This window comes from Rhizobium tropici CIAT 899 (assembly GCF_000330885.1).
Taxonomy (GTDB): Bacteria; Pseudomonadota; Alphaproteobacteria; order Rhizobiales; family Rhizobiaceae; genus Rhizobium; species Rhizobium tropici.
Map to the genome: position 1 here is coordinate 224,925 of NC_020062.1, position 12,394 is coordinate 237,318.

General features: G+C 57.8%; 12 protein-coding genes and 2 pseudogenes. 2 read left to right on the plus strand and 12 right to left on the minus strand.

Annotated features, from left to right (window positions below):
- Nucleotides 1–11: 11 nt before the first annotated feature.
- Genes RTCIAT899_RS23220 through RTCIAT899_RS23240 form a run of 5 tightly spaced genes read right to left on the minus strand, consistent with a single transcriptional unit; the run spans nt 12 to nt 3,624 of the window.
- Nucleotides 12–806, minus strand: coding sequence for an amino acid ABC transporter ATP-binding protein (locus RTCIAT899_RS23220; protein ID WP_015342238.1), 795 nt, complete (start codon nt 804–806; stop codon nt 12–14).
- Complete coding sequence (locus RTCIAT899_RS23225; protein WP_015342239.1) at nt 803–1,459, minus strand: amino acid ABC transporter permease; 657 nt, start codon at nt 1,457–1,459, stop codon at nt 803–805. The genes RTCIAT899_RS23220 and RTCIAT899_RS23225 overlap by 4 nt, the downstream gene beginning before the upstream one ends.
- Entirely contained in the window at nt 1,459–2,172 is a 714-nt protein-coding gene (locus tag RTCIAT899_RS23230) for an aspartate/glutamate racemase family protein (RefSeq protein WP_015342240.1), read from the minus strand. The genes RTCIAT899_RS23225 and RTCIAT899_RS23230 overlap by 1 nt, the downstream gene beginning before the upstream one ends.
- Before the next feature lie 11 nt (nt 2,173–2,183).
- A complete protein-coding gene (locus RTCIAT899_RS23235) occupies nt 2,184–3,017 on the minus strand; it encodes a transporter substrate-binding domain-containing protein (RefSeq protein ID WP_015342241.1) in 834 nt (277 codons plus the stop codon).
- Nucleotides 3,018–3,045: 28 nt separating this feature from the next.
- Complete coding sequence (locus RTCIAT899_RS23240; protein ID WP_244441542.1) at nt 3,046–3,624, minus strand: Lrp/AsnC family transcriptional regulator; 579 nt, start codon at nt 3,622–3,624, stop codon at nt 3,046–3,048.
- On the opposite strand from RTCIAT899_RS23240, the gene RTCIAT899_RS23245 reads away from it, so the two are divergent.
- Nucleotides 3,623–4,552, plus strand: coding sequence for a LysR substrate-binding domain-containing protein (locus RTCIAT899_RS23245; protein ID WP_041678338.1), 930 nt, complete (start codon nt 3,623–3,625; stop codon nt 4,550–4,552). The two genes, RTCIAT899_RS23240 and RTCIAT899_RS23245, sit on opposite strands and share 2 nt — an antisense overlap.
- On the opposite strand, the gene RTCIAT899_RS23250 is transcribed toward RTCIAT899_RS23245, so the two are convergent.
- Both RTCIAT899_RS23250 and RTCIAT899_RS33325 read right to left on the minus strand, forming a co-directional pair.
- On the minus strand, nt 4,543–6,294 hold the full coding sequence (locus RTCIAT899_RS23250) for a thiamine pyrophosphate-binding protein (RefSeq protein WP_015342244.1): 1,752 nt from the start codon (nt 6,292–6,294) through the stop codon (nt 4,543–4,545). The genes RTCIAT899_RS23245 and RTCIAT899_RS23250 overlap by 10 nt on opposite strands.
- 535 nt (nt 6,295–6,829) lie before the next feature.
- Nucleotides 6,830–6,970 (minus strand): annotated as a pseudogene (locus tag RTCIAT899_RS33325) (IS5/IS1182 family transposase); the annotation flags it as partial.
- A gap of 282 nt (nt 6,971–7,252) precedes the next feature.
- Between RTCIAT899_RS33325 and RTCIAT899_RS23255 the strand changes: the two are divergent.
- A complete protein-coding gene (locus RTCIAT899_RS23255; RefSeq protein ID WP_015342246.1) occupies nt 7,253–8,224 on the plus strand; it encodes a nucleotidyltransferase family protein in 972 nt (323 codons plus the stop codon).
- Here the strand turns inward: RTCIAT899_RS23255 and RTCIAT899_RS23260 are convergent.
- From RTCIAT899_RS23260 to RTCIAT899_RS23285, 5 genes and pseudogenes are all read right to left on the minus strand, one after another.
- On the minus strand, nt 8,208–9,131 hold the full coding sequence (locus RTCIAT899_RS23260; RefSeq protein ID WP_244441543.1) for a midas domain-containing protein: 924 nt from the start codon (nt 9,129–9,131) through the stop codon (nt 8,208–8,210). The two genes, RTCIAT899_RS23255 and RTCIAT899_RS23260, sit on opposite strands and share 17 nt — an antisense overlap.
- 175 nt (nt 9,132–9,306) lie before the next feature.
- Nucleotides 9,307–9,531: a hypothetical protein gene (locus tag RTCIAT899_RS23265; protein ID WP_041678118.1), complete on the minus strand. Its 225-nt coding sequence runs from the start codon at nt 9,529–9,531 to the stop codon at nt 9,307–9,309.
- A gap of 180 nt (nt 9,532–9,711) precedes the next feature.
- Nucleotides 9,712–10,032 (minus strand): annotated as a pseudogene (locus RTCIAT899_RS23270) (transposase); the annotation flags it as partial.
- A 665-nt stretch (nt 10,033–10,697) separates the two neighbouring features.
- The gene (locus RTCIAT899_RS23280; RefSeq protein ID WP_015342252.1) at nt 10,698–11,474 is read right to left on the minus strand and encodes a molybdopterin-binding protein; all 777 of its coding nucleotides are present in this window, start codon (nt 11,472–11,474) and stop codon (nt 10,698–10,700) included.
- On the minus strand, nt 11,471–12,331 hold the full coding sequence (locus tag RTCIAT899_RS23285) for a cytochrome b/b6 domain-containing protein (protein ID WP_015342253.1): 861 nt from the start codon (nt 12,329–12,331) through the stop codon (nt 11,471–11,473). The genes RTCIAT899_RS23280 and RTCIAT899_RS23285 overlap by 4 nt, the downstream gene beginning before the upstream one ends.
- Nucleotides 12,332–12,394 lie beyond the last annotated feature (63 nt).

Genomic DNA, 12,394 nt, shown 5'->3' on the forward strand with positions numbered 1-12,394 from the left:
TCGTCCTGCTTTCAGGAAAGTCCGCCATGGAAATGGCTGAGGAATTCCCGCGTTCTCGTCTCGCGAGGTTCATTGATGACTTGGCGCGCATCACCGGACTCGACGACGAAGCCGTCCTGCATGAAGATGACCGAGTCGGCGACATCGCGGGCAAAGGCCATCTCGTGAGTGACGAGGATCATCGTCATGCCCTGCTCGGCGAGCTGACGGATGACAGCCAGAACCTCGCCGACCAGCGCCGGATCGAGGGCAGAGGTGGCCTCGTCGAACAGCATGACTTCCGGTTTCATGGCGAGCGCCCGGGCAATCGCCACACGCTGCTTCTGTCCACCCGAGAGCTGCTCCGGGCGTGCATCGGCCTTCTCGACCAAGCCGACTTTGGCGAGAAGTTCCATGGCGACGGTCCGAGCGGAATTCCTGTCCTGTTTCAAAACGCTCACCGGGCCGACCATCACATTGTCGATGACACTCATGTGTGGAAACAGATTGAAGTTCTGAAACACCATCCCCGTATTCGCGCGGAAGGCTGCGAGATCCCTGTCGCGCATGGCGACCCGGCCCGCGGAAAAATCCATCCGCCTTCCGCCGATGGTGATGCAACCCGCATCGGGCAATGACAGAAGATTGAGGCTGCGCAACAGGGTCGACTTTCCCGAGCCACTCGGCCCGATCATCGCCACGACATGACCACGCGGGACGGAAAGGTTGATGTCCTTCAAGACTTCCAGCGGCCCGAAGGATTTCTTCAGGCCTACGACCTCGATCATCGGTTCCTCGTCGCCCGTTCTGTCTACCTTGCTATTCATGCCTTGCGACCCTCCAGCCAGTGCGCCAGGCGTGTCATGGGGAACAGGACCGCCAGATAGATGAATGCAATCAAGGTGTAGGTTTCAAGCGGCCGGTAGGTGGCCGAGGTCACGAGCTGACCTTGGTAGAGCAGATCGGGCACGGCGAGCACGGAGAGGAGCGAGGTGTTCTTGAGCTGCAGGACGGACTGATTGACCAGCGGCGGCACCATGCGGCGCAGCGCCTGCGGCAAGATGATCTTAGCCATCAACTGGCCTCGTCGCATGCCGATCGCGCGGCCCGCATCCCATTGTCCTGTATCGATCGAGACGATACCGCCCCGAATGATTTCGGCGTAAAACGCGGCGCCGTACATGGTCAGCGTGATGAAGGCCGCCATTGCTGGCGAGATCTGGATTCCGACCAGCATGGGCAGGGCGTAGTAACACCAGACCAGCTGCACGAGGACGGGCGTACAGCGGAACAGTTCCACGATCGTCATGATCGGAACGGTGACGATTTTCAAACCCGAAAGCCGGGCAAGAGCGAAGAGGGTACCAACGACAATTCCGGAGACGATGGTCAGAATGGTAAAGCCGACCGTGTAGCCCAAGCCTTGAAGAAAGAGGCCGCGGTACTGCCAAAGGCTGGAGAAGTCCCATTGATATTGCATCACAGCGCGCTTTGTTCGGCCCGGCGGAATGTCCGGGGAGAGGTTGAGGTGAAAAGCCACTCGCCAAGCGTCAGGATGTCGAAGACAGGGAGGCCGAGAGCAGCCGAAATCGCCTGCGCAAAGGGTGGCATGTTAGTGCATTCCAGCACGATGGCGCCAACGAATGGATGCTCGGCGATGAGCTTTCTGGCTGCATCGATCACTTCGGCCTCCAAGGCTGCATGATCATATGCGGCAGAGCCCTCGATGAGCGCATGAAATGCGCCGCCGGCGGGCACTCCGCGCACGGGCACGGACGGATCGGCCCCACAGGCTTCGAACACTTGCGGACCGAGGCTGGCTGCATCATAGGTTATCACGCCGGGACGCAGTCCGGCTCCAAGCGTCATTTCGATCATGGGCAGCTGCATAAGGCTGGATGCGGCGACCGGCACACCCAACGCACCTGCCAGTTTTCGCTGATGTCGCGCCATGAAGCCGCAGGACGTGATAATCGCGCTGCAGCCCTCTGCGATCAGCTCTCGTCCGGCGGCAATGAAATCGTCGACGAGACCCTCGCCGCCCGCGCGGACGACGAGGGAAACGGACGCACCGCGCACCTGGCGGAACTTGACCGGAAAGCGCCATGACCCGGCATGGCCAACATCGCCAGGCGGGCGTTCGAACCTCGTATCCAGCATGATGATGCCCAAAGCACCTGAAGAGACGGACATGGTCGTGCCTGTCAGAAGGTGAGGTTTGCAGGCAGTGCAGCCTTGTCGACACCGACGAGCGCGAGGCTATCGACAATCCAGCTCGATACCTTGCCTTGTCCGCGGCGTTCGGCAAGCCAGGCATCGACATAGTCGCGGAATTCGCCATTCGGATCACGCCGCACGCCGATCGTGGTCGGCTGGCTTCCGTGAGGGTCCGGAATGATGAGCTTAACGTTCGGGGCGAGGTGTTTCGTCGTCACGACGGCAAGCAGCGCGACCTGGATGATGGCGTCGGCGCGGCCCGATTGAAGCGCCAGAATGGTCTCATCGGCGGATTTGAGCGCGACCAGCGTGCAGTTCGGCAGGTTCTTGCGGGCGAAATTGTCCTGCGTCGAGCCGAGGTCGACCGCGACCCGCATCTCCGGCTTGTTCATCTCTTCCCACTTCGTCACTTCAAGATCCTTCCGGGCGACAAGCGTGAAGGTATTGTCCATCAGCGCCTGGGTAAAATCGACGACCTTGGCGCGCTGGGGATTGTTGCTAAGCCCGAACATGATGTCGATCTTGTCGCTTTGCAGATCGATCACGGCGTTGCCCCAGGTCGTCTCGACCAATTCCAGCTTGACGCCGATATATTGCGCGAGGTCGTGTCCCATCGCGACACAGAAGCCTTCCCACTCTCCGGTTGCCAGGTTCTTGTGATAATAAGGCTCGGTGCCTGCAAACACGCCGATCCGCAGCGCACCACGAGCCCGGATCGCCGCGAGGGTCGGACCTTCGGTCGCTGCAAGAAGTGCGGAGGGGGGAAGGAGTGCAGCGGCGCCTGTGAGCAGCATTGCCTTTCCGAAGTCACGTCTGTTCATGGTCGTATCCCAGTTGATTGTTCGTTCCCTATTGCGCCTTGCGGGCGATCAATGCGTTTTCGCGATTGATTTTGTTGGAAAGCACGACCGAATAGGTCACGCTTTCGATTTCTTCGATCCGGGCAAGCTCTTCGATGAGTGCTTCCAGATCTTCCAAAAAATTGACGTTCACACGGCAGAGAATGTTGGCCGGGCCGCTGATCGCATCGGCGGTAGAGATCTCTGGGTAGCCGCGCAATAGTGCAAACAGCCTTTGCGTAGCGCGCAGGGCGGTGGTGATGAAAATATAGGCTGAAACGCTCTGATCGATCTCGCGGCGACCCACGATCGCGCGGTAGCCAAGGATGACGCCGCGGCGCTCCAGTCGCTCGATGCGCTCCTGGACACTCGAGCGTGCGAGGCCGACACGTCGTGCCAATTCACTGGCCGGCACGCGAGCATTTTCCTCCAGCATGCTGAGCAGATTGCGATCAATGCTGTCGCCGTAGTCCATGTCGTTCCCACTTTCTTTTGTGGAAAGACTGCTTTCAAACTTTCCCAAAGAAAAGCATTGAAAAATGGGTTCTTCATGACTTTTATTCATGCTGACCAACAGGAGCTTCGTCATGCGCCGTTTTCTGCCATCCTTGAGCGCCCTGCACGCATTCGATGCCTCCGTGCGTCACCTGAGCTTTACCAAGGCTGCCGAGGACATTGGGATCACGCAAAGCGGCATCAGCCGGCAGATAAAAAACCTCGAGGATTTTCTTGGGCTTACCCTGTTCGAGCGAGCCGGCCCGAAACTGATCCTGACGGAAGAGGGCGCGCGTTATTATGATGAGATTTCGCGCCTCCTCGACAAGCTGGAAGATGTCTCCATCGATGCCGTCCGCGGTCGAAAGGCGCAGAGCATGCTGAAGATCGGCTTTCCGCCGACACTGATGCGACGCTGGGGCGCAGCGATGCTGACCGCCTTTGCCGCCGCGCATCCCCAGACATGGTTCGAGGTCTATCCTTGCCGCCACGATCTCGATTTTGCGGTGTCCGAACTGGATCTGGCGTTTGTGCGCGGTACAGGCAATTGGAGCGGCGCCCGCAGCCAGTTGCTCTTCGACGAAGAGCTGATCGTGGTTGGCGCGCCGAAACTGGTGCCGTTGCAAGGCTTGCCAAGCGACGAGGCCCTGTTGGAATATCCGTTGATCCAGAATTCCAGTCGCCCGAGCTTGTGGCTGCATTGGCTGCGGGGTGCGGGTGTGCACTACAAGAGCCGTATCTACGGTCCACGCCTGCCGAACTTCGATATGATCCTTGAATGCGCCATCAACGGCATGGGGCTGGCAGTCGTTCCCGAGCTCCATGTCCGCACCGAACTTGCCGCGGGAATTCTGAAGCCCGCTTTAAGCAGGCTTCAGACATCGGGGGAGGGCTTTTATCTCTGTTTCCCGCAGGCGCGGATGAACTCGGCCAATGTGCGGATCTTCCGCGACTGGTTCGCCACTGAATTCACCCGCCGGCGGCAATTCCTGCCCCCGGCTTTTCCGTTAGATCAAAAATAGGCCTTCTCCACCGGCTGCAGTTCGAGGGGGTCTTCTCCCCGTTTCAACAGCCAGGAGTAGACCGGAGGTACCCGGTCTGCGATGGATTCGACATGAACGTCGATGAAGCACGGCCCGTCGTCGTAGGCAAAGGCGGCTGCGAGCGCGCCATCGAGTTCCGAAGGTGTTTTGGCTGTCCATGCCTTGAGGCCATAGGCCTCCGCGATTGCCTGACCGCGAGGTGCCAGAAAATCCACGCCGAAGCACTGGTTATGACCTTTTAGCCGGTGGAGGCCCTTGATCCAGCCGAATGTCCCGTTGTTGAAAAGGATAAGGATCGCCGGCACCTGCAAACGCACCAGCGTTTCCAGTTCGCCGACCGTCATGCCGAACGATCCGTCACCGAAAAGACCGATCGGCCTCTTGGACGGATCGGCTTGCCAGGCCCCGACTGTGGCGGGAAGCGCCGAACCGAGGCCACCAAAGGCACGTGGTATGGCAAAGCGCGTTTCACGATCATTGATCCTTAGGAAACGCGTCATGTAGGGGGTCGGCGTTCCCGCATCGGAATAGATGAGTGCAGGTTTGCCGGAAGATTGCAGGGCCCGATTGAAAGCGCGCACGGCGCGCTCGGGTCGCAGCGGGACGCGTTCGTCGGAAAGCGCCTCCTCCGCATGCTCCCAAAAGATTTGCCGGCGCCGGTTGAGTTCGCTGACCCAAGCCTCGTGCCGGGAGGGCTCGATGGCCGCTCTCAGCTGCAGCAACTCCTTGAGGACTAGCAGGGCATCTCCCTGAATGGACAGCAGATTCTCGTAGTTGTTTGCCATGATCTCGGGTGAAATGTCGATTTGGGCGAGCCGCCTGTTGAGGGTGATCCGCGGGAAGGTCCAGCCGATGGTGACGACCGAGCCGATGCGCGAGCCTGCGAACAGAGTGAAATCGGAATGTTCGAGCGCCCAGTTTGCATGGGGATGATATCCGTTATCGCCGATGACGCCGATCGCGAGACGATGGTCGTCGTCGATGGCGCCTTGGCCAGTCATCGTCGTGCACATCGGCACGTTGAATTTCTCGGCAAGCCGTGTGATCTCGTCACCTGCGCGGGCGCGGTTCACCCCACCCCCCGCCACGATCAGCGGCCGCTCGGCCCGGGAAAGGAGCTCCAGCAGCTCTTCGAGTTTCGTGCGCGGCGGCAGCGTCGGATAGGCCGGGAATGTTCGGCATTCCTCCTCGACATGTAGGGATATCCGCGCCAAGTCTATCTCGGCCAGCAGCATGTCCTCCGGAATCTGCAGATGTACGGCACCGGGTTTGCCAGAGCAGGCGACGCGAAAGGCGCGGCGGATGATTTCGGGCAGCTTTTCCGGCGTCTTAACCTGCACGGACAGTTTTGTGACCGGTTCGAACAGCTTTGCACAGTCCAGTTCCGTCAGGACGCCGCGCCCTTCGCCCGGCAATGGAATGTCGATGGTCAGCAGGATTACCGGCACGGATGATCCGTTCGATTCCGCCACCGGCGGCAGGGAATACATGGCGCCTGCGCCCGACGGGCATTCGAACACGCCTGGCTTGTTGGTGAACCGCCCGTAAGCATCCGCCATGAAACCGGCAGAGCGCTCATCGCGGGCCATCACGTGTCGAATTCTGTCTTCGCGGTGCTGGAGCGCTTCATAGAGCGGCACGTTGGTGTCTCCAGGGACACCAAATATCGTATCGACGCCGTAGCCGATGAGCATTTCAACCAGAATATCTGCGCCGCGCATCTGTTTCTCCTGTCTTTCGCTGCCCTAGGCAGAATAGTGAAAGACAGATTTGGCGGGGACCGGCAAATCGCCGGTTGGAATCGCTTGGGCCGTCGATTTGACGGTCTTTGCCTCCGAGAATGGATTGTTATCTGGCAAATGTGATGCAGGTTCATGGTTTTGCTATTCGGTGCTTGCCTGGCCTACGGAGCTACGTCTCCGGAATGTCGACGACCTGAGAGCGCAGCTGGCGCAGGACCATAGGTTTTGCGGGGCACGCTGCCCGTCGGGCGTCTGTGCGCAGCCAACGCGGTTCTGTTCGACAGGACCAAGTTTGGCGGATTTGCCGTAGAGCTATAAAAGCAAATCTCTTAGGACTTGGCGAGAAATCCGTGGAGTCGCACGATCTCGCAAACCGCGCTGAAATTACGGCGGCTATCGCGTCTCGGATCGAAGCCCGTCGTCAAGGATATGCGGCAGAAACTGTGGTGACCGACGGCGAGCTCAGCAGTGCTTCCATCCAGAACGCTGAAAGACGAGTTTGTCGCGCTGCTCAACCCTCAACGGCGTCCGACGTTACCCAAAGGGTCAGACTGCTACGTTGACGCAGACCCGCATCATACTCCGCCCGGTTCGTCACATTGAACTTCACCTTGCCGATGTGATGACGGCGAGCGGCGTTATGTTCGTGTGGCATCGATGATCAATCAAGCTGTTTTCAATCGCAGTTGCATAGGCGGAAACTGTTGAAATTTGATCCGTGCACCAGCGCTCTTTGATGGAAGTAACTTCGCCTATATTTTACGCGAATGGTTTGTTCCTTAATTTATACAGGTATGCTACAACGAAATCGGGAACTTTATAGATAAATTCCCGTCCATTATTGGATATATGGCTGAATGTCAGAACAATATAAATGAAACCGACCACATTAAGCTTCATGCAGCTCGCATCTTGCTTACGAGGAGATCCATCGGGTGTGACCGATTGGGACGCGGTATTGGCACTTGCGAACAATATTTTGCTGACGCCGGCAATTTGGTCGGCCATATCGGCGAACGACCGTCAAGATCTCCTGCCGGAAGACGTGCTTTCGTTCCTGGGTTTCATCCACCGCTGCAATAAGGTGAGAAATGCACGGTTGCTGGCGCAACTGCAGGAGCTGGTTGTCGCGTTGAACGTTGCAGGGATCGTACCGACGCTCAACAAAGGCACAGCGCTCCTCGCGCTTACGTACGCGGATCGCATCACGCGCGACATCGACGTCACCGTTGCCGACAATGAAAAGGAACTGGCGCAAAAGTGCCTCCTTCAGCTTGGATATCTTCCGATCGAGGCCCTCGGTTGGGGCAGATCCAAGGATGTCGGGGCTGTCGATCTGCATTATCCGCCCGGCAGATATCCGCAATACTGGCCTTCGGACACGCGCCTTTCGAAACATTCCGAGGAAATCCGCATCGGGTCGGGAAAGGCGCGCATCCTTTCGCCGACACTTCAAGCCCAGCACTGGATCGTGCACGACATGCTGAAGGACGGGCATCTTTGGGCTTTTCATATCGACCTGCGAAATCTTTTCGAGCTTTACCGGCTCGCAAAAGCGCCTGAAGGGATCGATTGGCATGAACTGGATGTCCTGTTCTCGGACTCCTTGGGCCGGGCAATGCTGGATACACAAATATTGGCGCTGCGTTCGATTTTCGGAACCGATATCGTGCGAGACAGGCCAATTCCAGCATGGATAAAGTGGCATCACGGTCTGCGATCCAGGGAATATCACCCCTTGCTGGGAGGCGCCGTTCAGGCCGTCGGCCGCACCGCTTGGGGCATCCGCATTTTGCAGATCCGCTGGCGATTTCGAGGGCCATGGAGCGAACTGCCCGGACGCATTATGCGCAAGGGGCAGAAAGCTCTCAGAGCCCGCGCCTCGAAGAGCGTCAAAGATCCCGTATGATCTCGACGGCTTGCCCGAGCGGGCCGACCTCCATTTCATATACGCCGGAGATGTTGACGGCCTTGCTCAGCGCGGCGAACGCCTGATCCGTCAGCCTGCGAGTGGGCGCAGCCGCTTCAGTGAGCAATCTTTGAAAGGCCAGAAGAGGCGACATCTTCGACAATGATTGTCGCCGCGCAACATTCTGACGCAGAAAGATCATTGTCGTCGAGCGAGCCGGCGCAATATGGTCGCTATCGATATCGCCGGGAATGAATCGGACTTCTTTTCCGTCGGAGCGAACGTAAGTGGGGCATGACGTGACTCCAGGTTGGAAAGTCTGCAAAAGCGTCCAGCTTCCCCTTTTAACGGCAGCCGGAAACGGAATACCTCGAAGCGCGCCCTTTTCGTCAACGATGACGATATCATCGCCGAGCAGCGAGCCCCCATTCTCGGCCGAAAGGGCAAGTGCGAGCGTCGTCTTGCCTGCTCCGGGGGCGCCGGCAATTAACAATTGCCTGTCTCCAAGCCGCAGAAGAGCCGCATGCAACGCGAGCGTGAAATCGGTCTGCAGCAATGCCTCGGTCAGAAAGGCTTTTATTGCCGGGATAATTTCCGCCCGACCGAGCACGCCTATGCTTTTGCCGGCCGCAGTCAGCTCATATCGATCCGCATTGAGCCTGATGACGAGATGTTCATGCCTACATCCGGGCTCCATTGGAATGGCGATGCCGCGAAAGAGCTGCTTCAATTCTGCGGATAAGACATCGGGACACTCGATCATCCATCTGGAGCCATTCAGAGCAACCGCGAAAATGGATGCCGAACCCTGGCACGCGCGAAGGATACCGAGCCCGACATAACGATCGAGCAAGGCTTCGGCGTCCGGCCTTGCCAGCTTGCATTCGGATGAAAATTGCGCCGACAATTGGTTCCAGCCTATACCTGCGGCACAATTTGAAACATGCTGCCAGGTCCAAGCCGCAAGACTATCGACTTCATATAAACGCTGCTCTTGGCAGTTGAGCAAGGCAAAAGCATCGCCCAACTGCGCAATGAGAATGTCCCTACCCGGCAGCAATATCATGTTCCGGGCAAATCGATCAGCGATCGTTGTCTTCCTTGCCGGAGTTGCCCGGCACGCCATCATCGCCGCCATTGCCGTAGCCATTGTTGCCTTGGCCGGATTTGGCGATCGCGCCCGAACTCAGTGTGGTTGAAAGTAAGAAGGTCAGAACAGGCGGTGCCACGACCGCATATTTTCCACATCCTTCGACAAATTCTCTCCGGCTCGGACCGATATTTTCTGATTGATCATGCCTGTCCATGAAAGACTCCCCTCGTTGTGTGATTATTACAAGTACTATTCATGAGAGAGCATAAATGTTAACTCAAAGATGCATATTTTATGCTCATATATTGGCAAAATATACATTGTCACAATATGATGAAACTTGCAACAAGGTTGAACCCACCAGATTGGCAACCTTCCATATCGCAGCCCACCGCTAGTGGATTGATGCCAACGTTTGGTGCCCGCGGTTGACTGCGGCGATGATTTCGTCTGGATCCGCCTTCCAGATGAACGGTTTCGGCTCGGCATTGTGCTCTTTGATGAAGCGCTTGATGGCGGCCTGGAGGTCGACAACGGAATGAAACGCCCCATGCTCGAGACGTCGGCGTGTCAACGTTGCGAAGAATCTCCCGACGGCGTTTAGCCACGAGCACGATGTCGGGACGAAGTGGAAGGTCCATCGGAGATGCCTTTCCAACCAGGGCGCGGCCTTTGGCTGCTGATGGGTTGCGTAGTTATCGAGAATGACGTGAACCCACTCCTCGGATGCCGGCCGCCTTGCCACCGTGATCGATAAGGTCGTCGGCGGCATGCAAGTCCTCACCAACCGGTTGATCGATCTGAACGATGCGTCGGCCGGCTTCGCCCGGCAGGCATCGGGCCGCGCCCGCGGCAAGATCATTGTTCGCGCCTGAGCTAAGCCTCGTCGCCCGGCTTTTCCTGAAGCATAGTCGGGCGGCGACGCCGTTTTGCGAGGACCATTTGCGATGACATCAAGAACATCGCGAAAACCTGCTGTTTTGTGCGCCGCCAGCTTATCATGATAACCACGTCGCCAATTACGAGGGTTGGCATCACCGGCGCATCGGGCTCAGAGCGGCGGCAATCTTTTGAGCGGCTGAAGCTGGTCTATGCTGAACGGTTCACTCCAGAGTAGTGTTGCGGGTGCACAATTTCGTGCATCGAGACGCCATCGCTCTTCTCGACGCTGGCGATGCCGATATCACCATAAGGGTCGACCATGCGCCCGGCGAGCGAATTCTCAGCCGACCACTGTTCGAAGAACCCTTCGTGTACGTTCTACACGAGATGATCCCCAAGCTGGAGCCCTCGGTTAAATACTGCGTGGTTGAGGCACGCCTATGCCACTGATATCGTCCACTGTCGCTGCGCCCAATTATTGATGTCTGGTACAACATCTCAAATACCGGCATACCATTCGTAGCCACGATCTTCCCAGAACCCGCCATTACCACCCCAGAGATCATCGAACCGGTCGCGGATTTCGATGCGCATGACGTATTTGGCGTGTTTGTAGCCAAGATGACGCTCGACGCGCAGGCGCAAGGGGGCGCCATGTTCGACTTCCAGATCCTTCCCGTTAAGCGAATAGGCGAGGATTGTCTGCGGATGAAAGGCGTCGATCAGGTCAATACTCTCGTAGTAGCGGCCGCTGCCATCGAGCGTTTGTTCCAGCTCATCCGCACAATAGAAGACGGCGTAGCGAGCGCCTGGCTTCAATCCAGCAGTCTGCAGGATCAGCCCGAGAGGAACACCCTGCCATTTACCGATGGCGCTCCAGCCTTCGACACAGTCGTGGCGGGTGATCTGGGTGCGAGAAGGCAGCTTCTTCAGATCGGCCAACGAAAATTCCATCGGCCTGTTGACCATGCCGTCGATCTTGAGCCGCCAGTCGGCAAATTGCGTTTCGGCCATCTGGATATATTCGGCGCTGTTTGGCTGAATTGATCCATTCGGATGAAAGCTCGGTGAAATGTCCGCGTCGGTATATTCTCGGGCAAGCGTCTGCGGCGAAACTATGAGCCGCTGTGTGCCCATGGTCAGCCGCTCAGCCAGAGCGAGCACCTGCTGGACGTGCTGGTTCTGAGAAATGTCATCGCATCCGGTCAGGCCCACGGCGCCCAGACTGGCAGCCGAGCCGATGAGAAAACGGCGGCGAGTGAAGATGGAGCTCATCGGTCGGCCTCCTCGTTGATGATAGCATAGCGGCCGGTCACCATCGAACGTATGTTGTTCCAAAGCCCGGAGAGAATGACCATCGCGATATGCACGACGACGAAGGCCACCAGGCTCCAGGCGGTGATGAAATGAATGGAGCGGGCCGATTGGCGACCACCGAAAATATCGAGCAGGAAGGGGTAACCGGCGTCTATCGCGGGTGACATGGTCAATCCCGAACCGATCATCAGCGGTAGCAGGATGAAGATAACGATAAGATAGGTCAGCTTCTGCAACGCATTGTAGCGCCGCGCTTTTTCGCCCTTCGGAAAGCGCAACCGGGCATGATCTTTGATTTCATGCCAGATGTTTCCCGGTGCGATATCTCGAGCCGTCGGCGCGAGATCGCGGCGGAAATGACCGCCAATCAGGCCGTAGGCCATGTAAACGAGCCCGTTGATGACAAACAGCCAAGCGAAGAAGAAATGCCAACGCCGGCCAGCCGCAAGATCCTGGTAGCTGGGTATCGTCGCCCAGGCCGGGAATGCGCGCGGCATCATTTCGCCGTCGGCCGTGGAAGCACCGAGTATGCCGGTGGTGGTCATCGAGAGACGGCCGATGCGCACTATTCCAATGATGTTATCGCCATCCTGATTGCTGGCGATTTCGAACCACGACGGATCTTCAACTGCTCCGTAGTTTCCCCAATGTAATTGTGGATCGGCATTGAAGATCTGCATGCCGCTCATCAGCAGCAAGGTCAGACATAGCACATTGATCCAGTGCGTTATCCGCGTAAGAGCCGAATGACGGCGAATGAAGATCTTGGCCGGGGGAGATGGCGGCGCGGTGCCGATCTGCTCGATGCTTGCCATGGATAATTCTCCTGACGTGCCGCCGGAAGGCGGTGTCCGAAATCATACGCTGCGACGCTATCG